This window comes from Leifsonia sp. RCC_180 (assembly GCF_058138205.1).
In genome coordinates this window covers 1,110,206-1,129,818 of sequence record NZ_CP200340.1, presented here as the reverse complement: position 1 = coordinate 1,129,818, position 19,613 = coordinate 1,110,206, and the positions used below count along the sequence as shown (strand labels likewise).

The 19,613-nt window shown below is 69.2% G+C and carries 16 protein-coding genes; all 16 read left to right on the top strand.

All coding sequences use genetic code 11. The annotated features are described in order from the left end of the window. The first annotated feature begins 2 nt into the window (after positions 1 to 2). The 16 genes from AB7E03_RS05560 (at position 3) to dnaE (ending at position 19,547) form a co-directional block, all read left to right on the top strand. Complete coding sequence (locus AB7E03_RS05560; protein ID WP_489940020.1) at positions 3 to 1,547, top strand: Mur ligase family protein; 1,545 nt, start codon at positions 3 to 5, stop codon at positions 1,545 to 1,547. After that, entirely contained in the window at positions 1,547 to 2,971 is a 1,425-nt protein-coding gene (locus tag AB7E03_RS05555) for a UDP-N-acetylmuramoyl-tripeptide--D-alanyl-D-alanine ligase (RefSeq protein WP_489942867.1), read from the top strand. Before AB7E03_RS05560 ends, AB7E03_RS05555 begins: the two co-directional genes overlap by 1 nt. Continuing rightward, on the top strand, positions 2,968 to 4,083 hold the full coding sequence (mraY, locus tag AB7E03_RS05550) for a phospho-N-acetylmuramoyl-pentapeptide-transferase (RefSeq protein ID WP_441781916.1): 1,116 nt from the start codon (positions 2,968 to 2,970) through the stop codon (positions 4,081 to 4,083). Before AB7E03_RS05555 ends, mraY begins: the two co-directional genes overlap by 4 nt. Beyond that, positions 4,080 to 5,633: a UDP-N-acetylmuramoyl-L-alanine--D-glutamate ligase gene (murD, locus tag AB7E03_RS05545; protein WP_489940017.1), complete on the top strand. Its 1,554-nt coding sequence runs from the start codon at positions 4,080 to 4,082 to the stop codon at positions 5,631 to 5,633. The genes mraY and murD overlap by 4 nt, the downstream gene beginning before the upstream one ends. Continuing rightward, positions 5,593 to 6,846, top strand: coding sequence for a putative lipid II flippase FtsW (gene ftsW / locus AB7E03_RS05540; RefSeq protein ID WP_489940015.1), 1,254 nt, complete (start codon positions 5,593 to 5,595; stop codon positions 6,844 to 6,846). The genes murD and ftsW overlap by 41 nt, the downstream gene beginning before the upstream one ends. Continuing rightward, positions 6,843 to 7,919, top strand: coding sequence for a UDP-N-acetylglucosamine--N-acetylmuramyl-(pentapeptide) pyrophosphoryl-undecaprenol N-acetylglucosamine transferase (locus AB7E03_RS05535; RefSeq protein ID WP_489940013.1), 1,077 nt, complete (start codon positions 6,843 to 6,845; stop codon positions 7,917 to 7,919). Before ftsW ends, AB7E03_RS05535 begins: the two co-directional genes overlap by 4 nt. A 91-nt stretch (positions 7,920 to 8,010) precedes the next feature. Beyond that, a complete protein-coding gene (murC, locus tag AB7E03_RS05530; RefSeq protein ID WP_489940011.1) occupies positions 8,011 to 9,438 on the top strand; it encodes a UDP-N-acetylmuramate--L-alanine ligase in 1,428 nt (475 codons plus the stop codon). Positions 9,439 to 9,450: 12 nt separating this feature from the next. Further along, entirely contained in the window at positions 9,451 to 10,470 is a 1,020-nt protein-coding gene (locus AB7E03_RS05525) for an FtsQ-type POTRA domain-containing protein (RefSeq protein WP_489940009.1), read from the top strand. Between the two features lie 144 nt (positions 10,471 to 10,614). Then, positions 10,615 to 11,796, top strand: a complete 1,182-nt coding sequence (ftsZ, locus tag AB7E03_RS05520) for a cell division protein FtsZ (RefSeq protein ID WP_489940007.1) — start codon at positions 10,615 to 10,617, stop codon at positions 11,794 to 11,796. Continuing rightward, positions 11,762 to 12,475 (top strand): YggS family pyridoxal phosphate-dependent enzyme, encoded by a 714-nt coding sequence (locus AB7E03_RS05515; RefSeq protein ID WP_489940005.1) that lies wholly within the window; start codon positions 11,762 to 11,764, stop codon positions 12,473 to 12,475. Before ftsZ ends, AB7E03_RS05515 begins: the two co-directional genes overlap by 35 nt. Positions 12,476 to 12,539: 64 nt before the next feature. Next, positions 12,540 to 13,067, top strand: coding sequence for a cell division protein SepF (locus AB7E03_RS05510; protein ID WP_489940003.1), 528 nt, complete (start codon positions 12,540 to 12,542; stop codon positions 13,065 to 13,067). A gap of 80 nt (positions 13,068 to 13,147) precedes the next feature. Continuing rightward, positions 13,148 to 13,444 carry a YggT family protein gene (locus tag AB7E03_RS05505; RefSeq protein WP_441781925.1) on the top strand — a complete coding sequence of 99 codons (297 nt, stop codon included), beginning with the start codon at positions 13,148 to 13,150 and terminating at the stop codon, positions 13,442 to 13,444. Between the two features lie 144 nt (positions 13,445 to 13,588). Continuing rightward, entirely contained in the window at positions 13,589 to 14,443 is an 855-nt protein-coding gene (locus AB7E03_RS05500) for a DivIVA domain-containing protein (RefSeq protein ID WP_489940001.1), read from the top strand. Positions 14,444 to 14,474: 31 nt separating this feature from the next. Then, positions 14,475 to 15,071, top strand: coding sequence for a signal peptidase II (lspA, locus tag AB7E03_RS05495; RefSeq protein ID WP_489939999.1), 597 nt, complete (start codon positions 14,475 to 14,477; stop codon positions 15,069 to 15,071). Next, positions 15,072 to 15,992, top strand: a complete 921-nt coding sequence (locus AB7E03_RS05490; protein WP_489939997.1) for an RluA family pseudouridine synthase — start codon at positions 15,072 to 15,074, stop codon at positions 15,990 to 15,992. It begins immediately after the preceding gene. A gap of 36 nt (positions 15,993 to 16,028) precedes the next feature. After that, a complete protein-coding gene (gene dnaE / locus AB7E03_RS05485; RefSeq protein ID WP_489939995.1) occupies positions 16,029 to 19,547 on the top strand; it encodes a DNA polymerase III subunit alpha in 3,519 nt (1,172 codons plus the stop codon). Positions 19,548 to 19,613 lie beyond the last annotated feature (66 nt).

The window sequence follows — 19,613 nt, the reverse complement described above, 5'->3', positions numbered from 1 at the left end:
CCGTGACAGGACCGGCGCCTTCTTCTCTGCGCCCCGAGCATCCCGTCGCCCGCCCGCTCGCCCAGCTGGTAGCGGAGTTCGGGCTGGACAGCCGGGGCGATCTCGACGGCGTCGAGGTCACCGGCGCTGCGCTGGCGAGCTCGGCCGTTGAGCCGGGAGACCTCTACGTCGGCGTGCCCGGCCGCAACGCCCACGGGGCGAGCTACGCGACCGCTGCGGCGGAAGCGGGAGCGGTCGCCGTGCTCACCGATGAGGAGGGCGCGGAACTGGCCGCGGAGTCCGGCCTGCCGGTCATCGTCACGCCCGACCCACGCTCGGCGCTCGGCGCCGTCTCCGCCTGGATCTACCGCACCGACGAGAACTCGGCGACGCTGTTCGGCGTGACCGGGACGAACGGCAAGACGAGCGTCGTGTACCTGCTGAACGCCATCCTCGGCCAGCTCGGCGTCGTCTCGGGCCTCAGCTCGACTGCGGAGCGCCGCATCGGCGACACCGCGATCACGAGCAAGCTCACGACGCCCGAGGCCAGCGAGCTCCATGCGCTGCTGGCGCGCATGCGCGAGGAGGGCGTCCGCGCCGTCGCGATCGAGGTCTCGGCCCAGGCGCTCACGCGCCGTCGCGTCGACGGGATCGTCTTCGACATCGTCGGCTTCACGAACCTCAGCCACGACCACCTCGACGACTACGCGGCGATGGACGACTACTTCGCGGCGAAGCTGGAACTCTTCCAGCCCGACCGCGCGCGCCGCGGCGTCGTCACCGTCGACTCGGAGTGGGGCCGCTCCCTGGTCGAGCAGTCGCGCATCCCCGTCGCGACGCTGACCAGTTCGCCGGGCACGGATGCCGAGTGGATGCTGACCGTGCTGGAGGAGTCGCTGACGCACACCTCCTTCGCGCTCGAGGGTCCCGACGGCCGCCGGCTCGAGACGCGCATCCCGTTGCTGGGTGCGTACAACGCCGGGAACGCGGCGCTCGCGATCGTCATGCTCGTCGAGTCGGGGTACGACCTCGACGCGATCGGTGCGGCGCTGGAGCGCGACGGCGGGATCGACGCGTACATCCCGGGACGCGCCGAGCGGCTCTCCGGGGATCGCGGCCCCGTCGTGTTCATCGACTACGGGCACAGCCCTGATGCCTTCCTCTCGACCCTGAACGCCCTGCGCAAGGTCACCGACGGCCGCATCGTCATGGTGTTCGGCGCCGACGGCGACCGCGACACCACCAAGCGGACCGACATGGGCGCCATCGCCGCCCGCGGCTCCGACGCCGTGGTGATCACCGACTTCCACCCGCGCTGGGAGGACCCGGCGAGCATCCGTGCCGCCCTGCTCGACGGCGCACGCAACGCCGTTCCGGAGTTGGAGCTGTACGAGGTCCCCGACCCGCGCGCCGCCTTCCGCACCGCGCTGTCGCTGGCGGGCGAGGGAGACGTCGTGCTCTACGCCGGGCCCGGCCACGAGGACTACCAGGAGGTCGCCGGTCAGCGACTGCCGTATTCCGCCCGCGACGACGTGCGCCTCGCCCTGCGAGAGGCCGGGTGGCTCTGATGATCGCGATGACCCTGGCCGAGATCGCCGCGGCCACCCGTGGCACGCTGCTGCTCGACGGCACCCATGTCTCACCGGAGACCGAGATCGCCGGACTCTCCACGACGGATTCGCGCGAGGTCGTGCCCGGCACCATCTTCTTCGCGAAGCCCGGCGAGGTGACCGACGGTCACCTGTTCGCACCGCAGGCCGTCGAGGCAGGCGCGGCGCTGGTCGTCGTCGACCATCCCCTCGAACTCCCCGTCCCGCAGCTCCTCGTGGAGGACACGGTCGTCGCCCTCGGCGACCTGGCCACCGAGGTCATCGCGCGCGTGCGCGCCCTGGGTCTCTTGAAGATCGTCGGGATCACCGGTTCCAACGGCAAGACCACGACGAAGAACCTGCTCCGCGCGGTGCTCGAGCAGGTCGGCCCGACCATCGCCCCACGCGCCTCGTTCAACAACGAGGTCGGCGCTCCCGTGACAATGCTCCAGGTGACGGAGGAGACGCAGTTCCTCGTCGCCGAGATGGGCGCGAGCGGCATCGGCGAGATCGCGCGGCTGGTGCGCATGGCGCGACCCGACGTCGGTGTCGTGCTGAAGGTCGGGCTCGCCCACGCCGGCGAGTTCGGCGGGATCGAGAAGACGCTCCAGGCGAAGACGGAGATGGTCACCGATCTGCTGGAGTCGGACGTCGCGGTGCTCAACCTGGACGACCCACGCGTCGCCTCCATGGCCGACAAGACCGTGGCCCGCGTGCTCTGGTTCGGGCTCGACGACCGCGCCGACGTGCGCGCGAGCGACATCGTCTCCGATCGTCGCGGCACGTCCTTCACGCTGCACCTGCCGTCGCGCGACGGCGGCGAAGGTCCATCACGCCCCGTGCGCTTCCAGGTGCTCGGTGAGCACCACGTGATGAACGCGCTGGCGGCCGCCGCCTCGGCGTACACGCTCGATGTGGACATCGACACGATCGTCGAGGCGCTGCAGACGGTGAAGACCGCCGAGCGCTGGCGAATGGAGGTCATGGGCGGCCGCGAGGTCACCGTCATCAACGACGCGTACAACGCCAGTCCCGACTCCATGTCCGCAGCACTGAAGACCCTGGCGCAGATCGCGGAGCCCGGCGGCCGCACGATCGCCGTCCTCGGCGAGATGAGCGAGCTGGGCGAGTTCTCCGGCGAGGAGCACGACCGTATCGGCCTGCTCGCGGTGCGGCTCGGCATCGACCAGCTCGTGATCGTCGGCCCGGCCGCGCGCCGCATGCACATCTCGGCGATCAACGAAGGCTCGTGGGATGGCGAGTCCCTCTACTTCGACACGCAGGATGCGGCCTTCGACCACCTGAAGGGCGCCCTGCGCCCGGGCGACACGGTGCTCGTGAAGTCCTCCAACTCGGCCGGGCTGCGCTTCCTGGGCGACCGACTGGGAGAATCCTTCTCGTGAGAGCCCTGCTGACCTCCGGTGCGCTGTCGATGGCGTTCACGCTGTTCCTGACGCCGCTGTTCATCCGGCTCTTCCGCCGCCTCCAGTGGGGGCAGTTCATCCGCGACGACGGCCCGCAGAGCCACCACGCGAAGCGCGGCACCGCCACCATGGGCGGGATCGTCGTCATCCTGGGCACGCTCTTCGGCTACTTCACGGCACTGCTGCTGACCGGGGATGAGACGAGCGTCTCGGCTCTGCTCGTCCTGTTCCTGATGGTCGGGCTCGGCGTGGTCGGCTTCATCGACGACTTCCTCAAGACCCGCCGCGAACGCAGCCTCGGCCTGACGGGCTGGGCGAAGGTCGCCGGCCAGGTGGTCGTGGCGACCGTCTGGGCGTTCCTGGCGATCCGCTTCCCGAACGGCAACGACGCCACGCCGGCGTCGATGAGCGTCTCGTTCATCCGCGACCTTCCGGCGATCGACTTCGGCTCGATCACGAAGTTCGGCGTGATCGGCGTACTGGTCGGCTACGGCCTGTATCTGATCTGGATCAATTTCCTGGTCGCCGCCGCGTCCAACGGCGTGAACGTCACGGACGGCCTGGACGGCCTCGCCTCCGGCGCCTCGATCCTGGCGATCGGCGCCTACATCATCATCGGGTTCTGGCAGTCGATCCAGTCGTGCGCGAGCATCAACCTGAACCCCGAGAACGTCGCCAAGTGCTACGACGTGCGCGACCCGTTCGACCTCGCCATCGTGGCGACGGCGATCGTCGGCGCCGTGGTCGGGTTCCTGTGGTGGAACACTTCGCCCGCGCAGATCTTCCTCGGCGACACGGGCTCGCTCGCGCTCGGCGGCGCGGTCGCCGCGCTCGCCATCCTGAGCCGCACCGAGCTGCTGCTGGTCCTGATCGGCGGCATCTTCGTCATCGAGGCCGGGTCGGTGATCCTGCAGCGGGCCTACTTCAAACTCACCCACGGCAAACGCATCTTCCTGATGAGTCCCATCCACCATCACTTCGAGTTGAAGGGATGGGCGGAGGTGACGGTCGTCGTCCGCTTCTGGATCATCGGGGGCCTGCTGGTCGCCGCCGGCGTCGGCTCCTTCTACCTGGAGTGGCTCGCAACGTGACCGCGCTCGAGGACAGACTCGCCGCGCTGACCAGCTGGCACGCCGACTGGAGCGGGCTGCGCGTCGCCGTGTACGGCCTCGGCGTGACCGGCTTCTCGGTGGCGGACACGCTGGCGGAGCTCGGCGCGCAGGTGCTCGTGGTCGCGTCGAAGGCCGACGACGAGCGACGGATGCTGCTGGAGGTCATCGGCGCCGACCTGCTGGAGCAGTCCGACCTGAGCTCGCCGCCGGAGCGGCTCAGCGAGTTCGATCCTGAACTCGTCATCGCCTCGCCGGGCTTCCACTGGGACCACCCACTGCTGTTGTGGGCCGAGGAGCGCGGCACCGCCGTGTGGGGCGACATCGAGCTGGCGTGGCGACTGCGCGACAAGGTCGCCCGGCCCGACGGCGTCTCCGGCCCCGCGGAGTGGATCTGCGTGACCGGCACGAACGGCAAGACCACCACCGTGCAGCTCACGGCGACGATGATCCTGGCGGGAGGCAGCCGCGTCGCCCCCTGCGGGAACATCGGTGTGCCGGTGCTCGACGCCATCCGCGACACGCAGGGCTTCGACGTGCTCGTGGTGGAGCTCTCCAGCTACCAGTTGCACTGGGTGAACCGCAACGCGGGCGGCGAGCTCTCTCCGTTCTCGGCAGCGTGCCTCAACATCGCCGACGACCACCTCGATTGGCACGGCTCGCTCGAGGCGTACATCGCCGCCAAGGCGAAGGTGTACCAGAACAGCCGGGTCGCGTGCGTCTACAACAAGGCCGACGAGAACACGCTGCGCATGGTGGAGGAAGCGGAGGTGGTCGAGGGCGCCCGCGCCATCGGCTTCGGTCTGGGCGTCCCGGGGCCGAGCGACTTCGGCATCGTGGACGGCATCCTCTGCGACCGCGCGTTCCTCGAGGATCGCGCGCACTCCGCCATCGAGCTGACCACGCTCGACGAGCTGCTCGAGGCCGGCCTCGCGGCGCCGCACGTCGTGGCGAACATCCTCGCGGCCAGCGCCCTGGCGCGCTCGTGGGGTGTCGAGCCGCAGGTCATCCGTGACGTCCTCACCGCGTTCCGGCTGGATGCGCACCGCATCGAGCTGGTGCGGGTCGCCGCGGGCGTGAACTGGGTGGACGACTCGAAGGCCACGAACCCCCACGCGGCAGACGCGTCGCTGCGCGCGTACCCCTCGGTGGTCTGGCTCGTCGGCGGCCTCTTGAAGGGTGTGGATGTGGATGCCCTGGTCGGCCGTCACATCGGCCGCCTCCGCGGCGCGGTGCTGATCGGGGTCGACCGTGAGGCGCTCCTGGCGGCATTCCGGCGACACGCGCCCGACCTTCCCGTTCTGGAGGTCGACGCCGACGAGACTGAACAGGTCATGCCGACGGCGGTGCGGCTGGCCGGCGGTCTCGCCCGTGAGGGCGACACCGTGCTGCTGGCTCCGGCGGCGGCGTCGATGGACCAGTTCGCCGACTACGCAGAGCGCGGACGTCGTTTCCAGGCGGCGGTGAACGAGTACTTGGGAGGTGAGGCGGATGACGAGCCCGCCTCGCATCCCGACCCGCAGCAGGGCTGACCAGCAGGCCGCTCAGGCATCGACGCGGCTGGGCGCGCTGACCACGCGCATCCAGCTGGGCCGGTCGATGACCTCGGAGTCGGCCAACTACTTCCTGCTGCTCGGGATCACGCTGTTCATGGTGGTCTTCGGGCTGGTGATGGTGCTGTCGTCGTCGGCGGTCGAGTCCCACAACGACAGCGACAACTTCTTCTCGCGGTTCTGGTCGCAGGGCGCCTACACGCTGGTTGGGCTGCCGCTGATGTTCGTGGTGTCGCGCATCCCGCGGGCGTTCTGGAGGAAGACCATCTGGTTCTTCCTCGCCGCCGCGTGCTTCCTCCAGGTACTCGTGCTGCTGACGCCGCTCGGTATGGAGATCGGCGGCAACCGCAACTGGCTCAAGATCGGTTCGCTGACGGTCCAGCCGTCGGAGGCGATCAAGCTCGCGCTCGTCGTCTGGCTCGGCGTGGTGCTGGCCCGCAAGCGGGACGTGCTGGACCAGTGGAAGCACGTTGCGATCCCCGTGGTCCCGATCGCGGGTGGTGCGGTCGCACTGGTGCTGCTCGGTGGCGACCTCGGCACCACGATGATCATGGCGGCGCTGATCCTCGGCGCACTGTTCTTCGCCGGGGTGCGGATGCGGTTCCTCTTCACCGGGGTCGTGGTCGTCGGCATCATGTCGTTCTTCGTCGCGATTTCGAGCGCCAGCCGTCTCGGGCGCATCGCCGCGCTCTTCGGCGGTGCGAGCGCGGCCAACCCGGACGTCAACTGGCAGATCGACAACGGTTTCTACGCGCTCGCCTCGGGAGGCGTGTTCGGGGTCGGCCTCGGTAACTCCCATTCGAAGTGGTCCTGGCTGCCCGCAGCCGACACCGACTTCATCTTCGCGATCATCGGTGAGGAGCTCGGGCTGATCGGCGCGGTCGTCGTCCTCCTGCTGTTCGTGATGCTCGCGATCGTGTTCCTCCGCATCATCCACGCGTCGGACGACCCGTTCGCGCGTGTGACGACCGCCGCGATCATGGTGTGGCTGATCGGCCAGGCATTCGTCAACATCGCGGTGGTGCTCGGCGTCATCCCGGTGCTCGGGGTGCCACTCCCACTGATCTCTGCGGGTGGCACTGCGATGATCAGTTCCATGATCGCCATCGGAATCGTGCTTTCGTTCGCGCGGCAGTCCCATCGTGACTCCCTGGCCGCCCACGACACCGGGTCGGCGGGGCCCCGGGCATGACGCGCTACCTTCTCGCCGGCGGGGGCACCGCCGGCCACGTGAACCCCCTGCTCGCCGTCGCCGACCGGCTGCGCCGTGACGACCCGGAGGCCGAGGTGCTGGTGCTGGGCACGAAGGAGGGGCTGGAGGCTCGGCTGGTCCCGCAGCGCGGATACGAGCTGGCGACCATCCCGAAGCTGCCGTTCCCGAGGCGGCCGAATGGCGCGGCCCTGCGCTTCCCGGGGGAGTACCGCCGGTCGATCCGCAGTGTCCGGGAGCTCATCCGCTCGCGCGGAATCGACGCCGTGGTCGGCTTCGGCGGCTACGCCGCTGCGCCCGCGTACTCGGCGGCCCGCTCGGAGCGGGTGCCGCTGATCCTCCACGAGGCGAACGCCCGCCCCGGCCTCGCGAACCGGCTCGGCGCCCGGTACACCCCGTGGGTCGGAGTGGCGTTCGAGGGGACGCCGCTGCCCCATCCCACCTTCGTCGGCATGCCGCTCCGGGTGGAGATCGAGCAGCTCGATCGCGCGGCCGCGCGTCCGCAGGCCGCTGCAGAGTTCGGGCTCGAGACCGACCGGCCCACGCTGCTGGTGACCGGCGGTTCTCTCGGGGCACGCCGCATCAACCAGACCATCGCCGACCGTGCTCAGGAGCTGACCGCGGCCGGCTGGCAGGTGCTGCACATCCAGGGCGGCCGTGGCGAGTTGACCGACCCTGGCATCGAGCACTACCGCCTGCTCGACTACTGCGACCGGATGGACCTGGCTCTCGCCATCGCAGACCTCGCGGTGGCCCGCGCTGGCGCGGCCACGGTGTGCGAGTTCGCCGCGCTCGGCATCCCAGCCGTGTATGTGCCGTTCCCGATCGGGAACGGCGAGCAGCGCTACAACGCAGCTGGCGTCCTCCGGGCGGACGGAGGCTTGCTGGTCGACGATGCCGAGTTCCAGCCGACGTGGGTGGATGCACAGCTCCTGCCGCTGCTCGCCGAGCGCGACCGCGTGGCCGAGATGGGCCGCCGCGCCGTCTCGGTGGGGGTACGTGACGGCTCGGACCGGATGGTCGCGCTCATCCGCGGCGCCCTCCCGGTCGGCTGAGAGCGAACGGTGAGCCTGGGGCCGATCCGCACCTTCGCCGCGTAGCCTCATACTTGATGGAGTCCTTCTCGCGTAACCGAAAGCTGTACCTGTGACGATCAAGCCCGACCCGACCCTCACCCTGCCCGACGACCTCGGGAAGCTGCACTTCGTCGGCATCGGCGGTTCCGGGATGAGCGGCATCGCCCGGCTGTTCCTGGAGGCCGGCTACACGGTGACCGGCTCGGATGTGCGGCACTCCGCCAACATCGACAGCCTGCGTGCGCTCGGCGCCACGGTCGCCATCGGCCACGATGCGGCCAACGTCGGCGACGCCGACACGCTCGTCGTGACCGGCGCGCTCTGGCAGGACAACCCCGAGTACCAGTTGGCGCTGTCGAAGGGTCTGCCGGTGCTGCACCGGTCGCAGGCCCTCGCCTGGCTGATCAACCGCTCCCGCCTGGTCGCCGTCGCCGGCGCCCACGGCAAAACGACCTCGACCGGCATGATCATCACCGGCCTACTGGGTCTCGGCGAGGACCCGAGCTTCGTCAACGGCGGCGTGATCGCCTCCCTCGGCAAGAGTTCGCAGACCGGCACCGGCGAGCTGTTCGTGGTGGAGGCGGACGAGTCGGACGGCTCGTTCCTGCTCTACGACACGGCAGTCGCCCTCATCACCAACGTCGACCCCGACCACCTCGACCACTACGGCTCTCTCGAGGCGTTCGAGGACGCCTTCGTGACCTTCGCCCGCGAGGCGGACGAGTTCGTCGTCGTGTCCTCCGACGACGCCGGCGCGGTGCACGTCACCAATCGGCTCCGAGAGCAGGCGCCGGAGAAGCGCATCGTCACGTTCGGCGAGGCAGAGGATGCGGAGGTGCGCATCCACTCGATCGTCACCGACGGTCCGGTGTCGTTCTCGATCAGCTACGGCGGCGAGGAGTACTCGGCGCAGTTGCGCGTTCCGGGTCGCCACAACGCGATCAACGCCGGCGGCGCCTTCGCGGTGCTGACCGGGCTCGGCTTCGATCCGGCCGCTTCGCTGTCCGCTATCGCGGAGTTCGGCGGCACCGAGCGCCGCTTCGAGCTGCACGGCACGGTCGCCGGCGTCAGCGTGTACGACGACTACGCCCACCACCCGACCGAGGTCGCCGCCGCCCTCGCGGCCGCGCGCACGGTCGTCGGCGAGGGCCGGATCATCGCCGTCCACCAGCCGCACCTGTACAGCCGGACGCGCCTCTTCGCCAAGGAGTTCGCCGAGACCCTCGAGCGCTACGCCGACGAGACCGTGGTGCTCGACGTCTACGGAGCCCGGGAGGACCCGGAGCCGGGCGTCACCGGTGCGCTCGTCGCCGACCGCTTCGAGCATCCCGACCGGGTGGCGTTCATCGCCGACTGGCAGCGCGCCGCCGACCACACCGCACAGATCGCGCGCGAGGGCGACTTCGTGATCACCCTCGGCTGCGGTGACGTCTACCGCATCGTTCCCCAGCTGCTCGACTCACTGCGCCGGGAGCACCCGGACGCCGCCACGGAGTAACAGGGCCGGTCGGTGAAGCGTCCCCAGGGTTTCCAGCGGCAGGAAGTGCCGGCGAACGCGCCTGCCTCCGCGCCGCGCGAGCAGGAGGCGCGCGACCGGAGCGGGGAGCGGCGCCTGGCCGCCGCGTCGCGTTCCGTCGGGACGGTGACCGAGCCCATCCCGGTGGTGCGCCCGGGGGATGGTGCTCCTGCGTCCCTCCTCGGCGCGCCTGCGCGCGAGCGCGACGCCGACGCTCCGCCGTACTCGCGCATCCCGAGCAACCGTGAGATCGACAAGGCCCTCCGCGAAGCCCGCCGCGAGCGGAAGCGCGTGGAGCGCGGCGAGGTGCGTCGCTTCACCAAGCGTTCCCGGCGCCGTCGGCTGGCCTGGCTCGCCGCGGCAGGCGTCGTCGCGCTTCTGGTGCTCGCCGTGGCGCTGGTCGCGTACTCTCCGCTGCTCGCGCTCAAGCACATCCAGGTCACCGGCACATCGCGGCTGGATGCGGCGACAGTCGAGAAGAAGCTCTCCGACCAGCTCGGCACACCGCTGCCGCTGCTCGACCAGGCGGGCATCTCCAGCGATCTGGCCGCCTTCCCGCTGATCCGCAGCTACACGGTGGAGAGCCATCCGCCCGACTCCATCATCGTGCGCGTGGTGGAGCGCGCGCCGGTCGGCGTCATCCAGCAGGGCAACGTCTACACGCTCGTGGACGCGGCCAAGGTGCCGATCTCGAGCAGCGAGACGCGGCCGGACGGCTTTCCGATGATCGCCGCGAGCGGCGGGGCGGCCGACGTGGAGGCCGACTCGGGATTCGCGGCGGCGGCGAGCGTGCTGAGCGCCCTGCCGGCCGACGTCCTGGCCCAGGTCGACACCATCGCCGCGAAGACGAAGGACGACGTGAGCTTCACCCTGCGCGAGAGTCACGCGACGGTCGTCTGGGGCAGCGCGGAGGACTCGTCGCTGAAGGCCGCAGACCTGGCGGCGCTGTTGAAGAGCGCGGCCGGATCATCCCGCTACGACGTGTCGTCGCCGCACAGTGTGACGACGGGTTAGGCGTGTCGTGACCCCGACTTTTCCGACACGCCTGCCGCGTTACCGAGGCGCGGCGGCGGCGCACCTAACGTCGGATCAAGAATTGCATACTCAGCAAGACTTTAAGCCTCAGCTAGAGGTTGAAGGTTCCCGTGGAGGCCGGACGTGACAGCACAACAGAACTACCTCGCCGTGATCAAGGTCGTCGGCATCGGCGGAGGCGGCGTCAACGCCGTCAACCGCATGATCGAGCTCGGCCTCCGCGGCGTCGAGTTCATCGCCATCAACACGGACGCGCAGGCGCTCCTGATGAGCGACGCCGACGTCAAGCTCGACGTCGGCCGTGAGATCACCCGCGGCCTCGGTGCCGGGGCGGACCCCGAGGTCGGCCGCCGTGCGGCCGAAGACCACGCGGAGGAGATCGAGGAGGCGCTCGCCGGCGCCGACATGGTCTTCGTCACCGCGGGCGAGGGCGGCGGAACCGGCACGGGCGGCGCGCCGGTCGTCGCACGCATCGCCAAGTCCATCGGCGCGCTCACCATCGGTGTCGTCACCAAGCCGTTCTCGTTCGAGGGCAAGCGCCGTCAGCAGCAGGCCGAGGCAGGCGTCCAGCGCCTGAAGGAAGAGGTCGACACCCTCATCGTGGTGCCGAACGACCGGCTGCTCGAGATCAGCGATCGCGGCATCAGCATGCTGGAGGCGTTCTCCACCGCCGACCAGGTGCTCCTCGCCGGTGTCCAGGGCATCACCGACCTGATCACCACGCCGGGCCTGATCAACCTCGACTTCGCCGACGTCAAGTCGGTCATGCAGGGGGCGGGCTCCGCCCTGATGGGCATCGGCTCGTCGCGGGGCGCGGATCGGGCCATCAAGGCCGCAGAGCTGGCCGTGGCCTCGCCGCTGCTGGAAGCATCCATCGACGGTGCCCACGGCGTCCTGCTGTCCATCCAGGGTGGCTCGAACCTCGGCATCTTCGAGATCAACGACGCCGCCCGCCTGGTGCAGGAGGCGGTGCACCCGGAGGCGAACATCATCTTCGGTGCGGTCATCGACGACACCCTCGGCGACGAGGTGCGCGTGACCGTCATCGCGGCAGGATTCGACGGCGGCGAGCCGAACTCGCGCCCCGTCACGGCGGACTCGCGTCGCGCGAGCTACGTCGAGGCGGGCTCCGAGCAGTCGCAGATCGCCTCCTCCGCGGAGGTCGAGGCGGGCGAGATCCCCGCCCCGGTCACGACCGACGCCTGGCAGACCGGCGAGAGCCCGGTCACCGAGGCCGCACCGCAGAAAGACCCGGCGTTCGACGACGAGAATGACGACCTCGACATCCCCGACTTCCTCAAGTAACGGTCTGGCCGAACGGCTCGCCGCGGTCCGGGAGGGCGTCTCAGACGCCGCCCGGGCCGCCGGCCGTTCGCCCGACGAGTTGACGACGATCGTCGTGACGAAGTTCCACCCGGCATCGCTCGTCCGCGAGCTCGCTGCGCTCGGTGTGCGCGACGTGGGGGAGAACCGTCACCAGGAGGCGCAGGAGAAGGCGGCGGAACTCGCCGACCTCGACCTCCGCTGGCACTTCGTCGGACAGCTGCAGAGCAAGAAGGCGCGGCAGGCGCGGCGCTATGCGTCCGTCATCCACTCGATCGACCGCTTCTCGCTGGTGGATGCGCTGGCCACCCGCGAGGGTGACCCGCCCGGCGAGCTCGACGCCTTCGTCCAGCTCAACCTCACCGACGACCCGGGGCGCGGCGGCGTGGCCGACCGCGACCTCGAACCGCTCGTGGAGCACGTCCTCAGCGCGTCCGGGTTACGCCTCCTGGGCGTCATGGCGATCGCGCCCCTGGACGAGGAGCCTGCGCGCGCATTCGAGCGCGTCCGGGCCGCCTCCGAGCGCGTCCGGGCGCTCGCGCCCGAGGCCACCAAGATCTCGGCGGGGATGTCGCAGGACTACCGCGAAGCGATCGCTGCAGGCGCGACACACCTTCGGATCGGGACCGCCATTACCGGGAATCGGCCGGAGCTTCGTTAATCTCGAAAGGAAGAGTTCGAGTGCGTGGCGAGGCGTCGACGCGCAGGTCTGTACGGAGGAAGCCATGGGCAACCCGCTGAAGAAGACGATGGTCTACCTGGGCCTCGCCGACGAGGAACTGGAGTTCGAGGAGCAGCCGCAGGAGCAGGCTCAGCACCAGCCCCGCCGCGAGACTCCGGTCCACACGCCGGCGGCATCGCCGGTGCAGGCCGTCCCCCATCCCGCACCGGTCGCACCCGCGGCCGGCCGCGCTCCGGTCACGCCGCTGCGCAAGTCGTCCACCGCACGGAATGCATCGGTACAGGAAATGAACGAGATCCTCACGGTCCACCCCCGCCAGTACCGCGACGCTCAGGCGATCGCCGAGTCGTTCCGGGAAGGCATCCCGGTCATCATCAACCTCTCGCAGATGAGCGAGGGCGACGCCCGTCGTCTCATCGACTTCGCCAGCGGCCTTTCGCAGGGCCTGTACGGCAAGATTGAGCGGGTCACGCCCAAGGTGTTCCTCCTCTCGCCCAGCCACGTCGTCGTCTCCGGCGAACACGGCGGCCAGGATGCCGAGGTCGACGCCTCGTTCTTCGCCCAGGCCTGATTCAGCGGGCCGCGGCCCGTCGACGCACGAAGCGCACCGTCTCCCAGGGGAGCCGGTGCGCTTTCGTACATACTGAGAGGGTGTTTGTCGTCTCGATCCTTGCGACCGTGCTCTATTACGCGCTGCTGATCTATTTCTTCGTGCTGTGGGCGCGTTTCGTCCTGGACCTGGTACGCGTCTTCGCGCGGCAGTGGCGCCCCCGCGGCGTCGGCCTGTTCCTCGCCGAGTCCACCTACGTGGTGACCGATCCGCCCATCCGCTTCTTCCGCCGGATCATCCCGCGGGTGTCGATGGGGCCGGTCGCGATCGACTTCGGCTGGAGCCTGACCATGCTCGTCGTCATCATCGGCTTGTACGTCACGCTGGGATTCCGCTGAGCGTTGCTCCCGGCCGCAGCGGTCCGCCCGTTGTATCGTTGACGAGCCGACGCGCCGACCGTACGGCGGAGTGCGCGAGTCCCGCCCGCTTTGCTAGCGTTGGCTGAACGCGTTTCTGTTCCAATTTCACGAAGGTGGCTCACCATGGCGCTGACTCCGGAAGATGTAGTCAACAAGCGGTTCCAGCCGACGAAGTTCCGCGAGGGCTACGACCAGGACGAGGTCGATGACTTCCTCGATGAGGTCGTCGTCGAGCTGCGTCGTCTGAACCAGGAGAACGAGGAGCTCAAGCAGCGCCTCGTTGCCGCCGACTCGCGGATCGCCGAGCTGCAGCGCAGCGGCGGGCAGGGCGCAGCAGCAGCCGCCCCCGCAGCGGCGGTTGCGGCCGCCGACAACGGCGAGGCCGAGCGTCTGCAGCGCGAGAACGAGGAGCTCAAGCAGCGCCTCGCCCAGGCGCAGCAGGAGGCCGCACAGGCCAAGCAGCAGGCCGAGCAGGCCCAGCAGTCGCAGGCTGCTGCTCCCGCCGCCGGCTACCAGTCACCCGCCGACGACGCGAACGACCCCAACGCCACCAACAACCTCCTCCAGCTCGCACGCCGGCTGCACGAGGAGCACGTTCGTGAGGGTGTCGAGAAGCGCGACCAGCTCATCGCCGAGGGCCACGCCACCGCCGCGCGCATCGTCGCCGAGGCGGAGTCGAAGCAGCGCGCGCAGATCAGCGCCCTCGACCAGGAGCGCTCGGGTCTCGAGCGTCGCATCGACGAGCTCCGCACGTTCGAGCGCGACTACCGCAAGGGCCTCAAGAACTACATCGAGAGCCAGCTCCACGACCTCGACGCACCCGTCCAGGGCGGTGGCGCGTCCGGTCAGGGCGGCGCACGGTCGGCCGCGCCGGTGAGCGCGGGCAGCAACGCCGTCCCGACGCCGGTCCCCGCGGGCGGCTCCGACGACTCGAGCAACCAGGGCCAGGCCCCGGGCTTCCCCGGTTTTGGAGGCTAGTCCCTCCCGGTCCAAGGTCAGCATCAGGGCCTTGGCGGTCCTGGCGGTGGTCGCGCTGTGCGTGTACCTCGTCGACCAGATCGCCAAGGTCCTGGTCGTCTCGAACCTGTATGAGGGCCAGCAGGTCGAGGTCCTGGGGCAGCTGCTCCAGTTCCACTTCGTCAAGAACGCGGGCGCTGCCTTCTCCATCGGCAGCGGCTCGACGTGGATCTTCTCCATTGTGGGGATCGGCGTCCTCGGCTTCGTGATCTGGTACGCCCCGCGCATCCGCTCGGTGGCCTGGGCGGTGCTGTTCGGCCTTCTGCTGGGCGGCCTCCTGGGCAACCTGACCGACCGCCTGTTCCGCGCACCGGGCTTCGGAGTCGGCCACGTCGTCGACTTCCTGCAGATCCCGCTGCTGCCGGCGATCTTCAACCTCGCCGATGTCGCGATCGTGTCGAGCATGGTGCTGTTCCTCATCCTGACCCTGCGCGGTGTCGGGCTGGACGGGCGGCGAACGAACGATGACGACGACGATGCAGTGATCGATGAGGCCGCTGACACTGACACTGACACCGACACCGACACCGAAACCGGCGCCGTCGAGGCGGAGACCACCACGGATCCGCGCGACAAGCCGCAGAGCTAGATGGAGTCGCGCAGCTTCCCGATCCCGGACGGGCTCGACGGGTCACGCGTGGACGCGGGACTCGCCAAGCTCCTCGGCTTCTCGCGCAGCTTCGCGGCCGAGATCGCGGAGAGCGGCGGGGTGACGCTGGACGGCCGCGAGGCGGGCAAGTCCGATCGCCTCTCCGCCGGCTCCTGGCTCGAAGTGTCGTGGCAGCCGAAGTCCGACGTCGAGATCGTCCCGATCGCCGTCCCCGAGCTCACGATCGTGCACGACGACGACGACATCGTGGTGATCGACAAACCGGTCGGCGTGGCCGCGCATCCCTCGGTCGGCTGGGAGGGCCCGACGGTCCTCGGGGCGCTGGCCGCTGCGGGCTTCCGCATCTCGACCTCGGGTGCCGCCGAGCGTGCGGGCATCGTGCACCGGCTCGACGCCGGAACCAGCGGCCTCATGGTGGTCGCCAAGTCGGAGCGCGCCTACACGGCGCTCAAGCGTGCCTTCCACGACCGCACGGTGGAGAAGATCTACCACGCGGTCGTCCAGGGCCACCCGGATCCGCTGACCGGCACGATCGACGCGCCCATCGGGCGCCACCCCCGGTCGGACTGGAAGTTCGCCGTCGTCGCGGGAGGCAAGCCGTCGGTGACGCACTACGAGACGATAGAGGCGTTCCCCTCGGCAAGCCTTCTCGAGATCCACCTGGAGACGGGCCGCACGCACCAGATCCGCGTCCACATGGCCGCCCAGCGGCATCCCTGCGCCGGGGATGCGATGTACGGCGCCGACCCGGTCCTGAGCGCGAAGCTCGGGCTGACCAGGCAATGGCTGCACGCGGTGCAGCTCGCGTTCGACCACCCGGGAACAGGGGAGTGGGTCACCTTCACGACGACGTATCCGGCCGACCTGCAGCACGCCCTGGATGTGCTCCGAGAGTCGTAGAAGCAACGTCGGCGGACGGCCTTAGGCTTAGAGGCGATGTCCGACTCCTTCGTCCACCTCCACGTCCACAGCGAGTACTCGATGCTCGATGGGGCCGCACGTGTCAAACCCCTGGTCGAGGCCGCTGCAGCGCAGGGGATGCCCGGCGTCGCCATCACCGACCACGGCAACATGTTCGGCGCGTTCGACTTCTGGCGCTCGGCGACCGACGCCGGGATCAAGCCGATCATCGGCACCGAGGCCTACCTGACGCCGGGCACGCACCGGAGCGATAAGACGCGCATCCGCTGGGGCGACGGCGGTGGCGACGACGTCTCGGGCTCCGGCGCGTACACCCACATGACCCTGTTGGCGGCGACGACCGAGGGGATGCACAACCTCTTCCGGCTGTCCTCGATCGCGTCGCGTGAGGGCTACTACTTCAAGCCCCGCATGGACCGCGAGATCCTCAGCAAGTACTCGAAGGGGATCATCGCGACGACCGGCTGCCCGTCGGGCGAGGTGCAGACGCGTCTGCGGCTCGGCCAGTACGAGGCGGCCCGGGCCGCGGCCGCCGACTACCGCGACATCTTCGGCAAGGAGAACTTCTTCGCCGAGATCATGGACCACGGGCTCGGCATCGAGCGCCGGATCATGTCCGACCTCATCCGGCTCGCCAAAGACCTGGGGCTGCCCCTCGTCGCGACCAACGACCTGCACTACACGCACGCCGAGGACGCGAAGAGCCATGCAGCGCTGCTCTGCGTGCAGTCCGGCTCGACCCTCGACGACCCGAACCGCTTCAAATTCGACGCGGACGAGTTCTACCTGAAGACTCCGGAGCAGATGCGGCAGCTGTTCCGCGACTACCCGGATGCGTGCGACAACACGCTCGCGATCGCCGAGCGCTGCGACGTGCAGTTCGACACGGCCGCGAACTACATGCCGCGCTTCCCCGTGCCCGAGGGCGAGACCGAGCAGACCTGGTTCGTCAAGGAGGTCGAGCGCGGCCTCGAGCAGCGCTACCCGGGCGGCATCACGCCGGAGGTGCGCGCGCAGGCCGACTACGAGATCGGCGTGATCTCGCAGATGGGCTTCCCCGGATACTTCCTCGTCGTCGCCGACTTCATCAACTGGTCGAAGCGCAACGGCATCCGCGTCGGACCGGGCCGTGGTTCCGGTGCCGGCTCGATGGCCGCGTACGCGATGCGGATCACCGACCTCGACCCGCTGCGCCACGGCCTGATCTTCGAGCGCTTCCTCAACCCCGACCGCGTCTCCATGCCCGACTTCGACGTCGACTTCGACGACCGTCGCCGCGGCGAGGTCATCAAGTACGTGACCGAGAAGTACGGCTCGGAGCGCGTGGCGCAGATCGTCACCTACGGCACCATCAAGGCCAAGCAGGCGCTGAAAGACTCCGGGCGCGTGCTCGGCTTCCCCTTCTCGATGGGTGAGCGGCTCACGAAGGCGATGCCGCCGCCGGTCATGGGCAAGGACATCCCGCTCACCGGGATCTTCGACAAGGACCACCCGCGCTACAAAGAGGCCGTCGACATCCGCGCGGTCGTGGAGACCGACCCCGAAGCCAAGACGGTCTTCGACACGGCCCTGGGGCTCGAGAACCTGAAGCGCCAGTGGGGCGTCCACGCGGCGGGCGTGATCATGTCCTCCGACCCGCTGATCGACATCATCCCGATCATGAAGCGGGAGCAGGACGGCCAGATCGTCACCCAGTTCGACTATCCGGCCTGCGAGTCGCTCGGCCTGATCAAGATGGACTTCCTGGGGCTTCGCAACCTCACCATCATCAACGACGCCCTGGACAACATCCGCGACAACCGCGGCGAAGAGCTGGTGCTGGAGGAGCTGGAACTCGACGACCGCCCCGCGTACGAACTGCTGTCGCGCGGCGACACCCTCGGCGTGTTCCAGCTCGACGGCGGCCCGATGCGGTCGCTGCTGCGGCTGATGAAGCCGGACAACTTCGAGGACATCTCGGCGCTCATCGCGCTGTACCGGCCCGGCCCCATGGGTGCGAACTCGCACACCAACTACGCGCTGCGCAAGAACGGGCAGCAGGCGATCACGCCCATCCACCCAGAGCTCGCCGAGCCGCTCGCCGAGATCCTCTCCACCAGCTACGGCCTCATCATCTACCAGGAGCAGGTGATGGCGATCGCGCAGAAGGTCGCCGGCTTCTCGCTCGGTCAAGCAGACATTTTGCGCCGCGCGATGGGCAAGAAGAAGAAGTCGGAGCTGGACAAGCAGTTCGCGGGCTTCGCGCAGGGCATGCAGGACAACGGCTACTCGATGGATGCCGTCAACAAGCTGTGGGAGATCCTGCTCCCGTTCTCGGACTACGCGTTCAACAAAGCCCACTCGGCCGCGTACGGCGTGATCTCGTACTGGACCGCCTACCTGAAGGCGCACTATCCGGCCGAGTACATGGCGGCGCTGCTGACCAGCGTCGGCGACTCCAAGGACAAGATGGCGCTGTACCTCAACGAGTGCCGCCGGATGGGCATCAAGGTGCTGCCGCCGGACGTCAACGAGTCCAACCTGTACTTCGCGGCCGTGGGCGAGGACATCCGCTTCGGGATGGGCGCGGTGCGCAACGTCGGCGCGAACGTGGTGGAGGGCGTCCGGGACGCTCGCGAGAGCAAGGGCCGGTTCGAGTCGTTCCACGACTTCCTGAACAAAGTGCCCATCCACGCCGCCAACAAGCGGACGGTCGAGTCACTGATCAAGGCCGGAGCCTTCGACTCGCTCGGCCACACCCGCCGTGCGCTCGTCGAGGTGCACGAGGATGCAGTCGAGTCGGCCGTCAAGATCAAGCGCAACGAGGCCAACGGCGACGTCGGGTTCGACTTCGACAGCTTGTGGGGCGAGGACGAGGCGGCGCAGACCCAGCACCACATCCCGCAGCGGCCGGAGTGGGCGAAGCGCGACAAGCTCGCGTTCGAGCGCGAGATGCTCGGCTTGTACGTCTCCGACCATCCGCTCGCGGGGCTCGAGCTGCAGCTGGCGAAGCTCGCCAGCACCGGGATCGCCGAACTGGTCAGCTCGGACAACATCCAGGACGGTGAGACGGTCACCATCGCGGGGCTGGTGACGAGTGTCCAACACCGTGTGGCGAAGGCGTCGGGCAACCAGTACGGGATGATCCAGGTCGAGGACTTCGGCGGTGAGCTGACCGTCATGTTCATGGGCAAGGCGTATCAGGAGTATTCGTCGCAGCTGCAGGGCGACGCGATCGTGGTCGTGCGCGGGCGGGTGAGCCTCCGCGACGACGGCATGAACCTGCACGCGTTCTCGCTCATGGCGCCCGACCTCGGGCAGGCGGACGACGCCGGCGGGATGCTGATGATCACGATGCCGGACCAGCGGGCGACGACCGACACGGTGCTGTCGCTGAGCGAGGTGCTGGCCCGTCATCCTGGCGAGAGCGAGGTGCGCCTGCGGCTGGTCAAAGGCCAGGTCGCGCGGGTGTTCGAGGTGCCGAAGCCGGTGAAGGTGAGCGCCGACCTCTACGGCGAGCTCAAGGGCCTCCTCGGCCCGAACTGCCTGGTCTGACCGCGAGGTGCTCGTTGTTGCGGCCGACACGCCGTGCCGGGCCGCAACGACGAGCACCTCGCGCGG

What these genes read in the sequence shown, in the direction of transcription:
- AB7E03_RS05510 (WP_489940003.1), top strand. Translation starts at nt 12,540, where the DNA reads ATGGGCAACCCGCTGAAGAAGACGATGGTCTACCTGGGCCTCGCCGAC.
- AB7E03_RS05500 (WP_489940001.1), top strand. Translation starts at nt 13,589, where the DNA reads ATGGCGCTGACTCCGGAAGATGTAGTCAACAAGCGGTTCCAGCCGACG.
- ftsW (WP_489940015.1), top strand. Translation starts at nt 5,593, where the DNA reads ATGACGAGCCCGCCTCGCATCCCGACCCGCAGCAGGGCTGACCAGCAG.
- AB7E03_RS05535 (WP_489940013.1), top strand. Translation starts at nt 6,843, where the DNA reads ATGACGCGCTACCTTCTCGCCGGCGGGGGCACCGCCGGCCACGTGAAC.
- AB7E03_RS05555 (WP_489942867.1), top strand. Translation starts at nt 1,547, where the DNA reads ATGATCGCGATGACCCTGGCCGAGATCGCCGCGGCCACCCGTGGCACG.
- AB7E03_RS05490 (WP_489939997.1), top strand. Translation starts at nt 15,072, where the DNA reads ATGGAGTCGCGCAGCTTCCCGATCCCGGACGGGCTCGACGGGTCACGC.
- dnaE (WP_489939995.1), top strand. Translation starts at nt 16,029, where the DNA reads ATGTCCGACTCCTTCGTCCACCTCCACGTCCACAGCGAGTACTCGATG.
- AB7E03_RS05515 (WP_489940005.1), top strand. Translation starts at nt 11,762, where the DNA reads ATGACGACCTCGACATCCCCGACTTCCTCAAGTAACGGTCTGGCCGAA.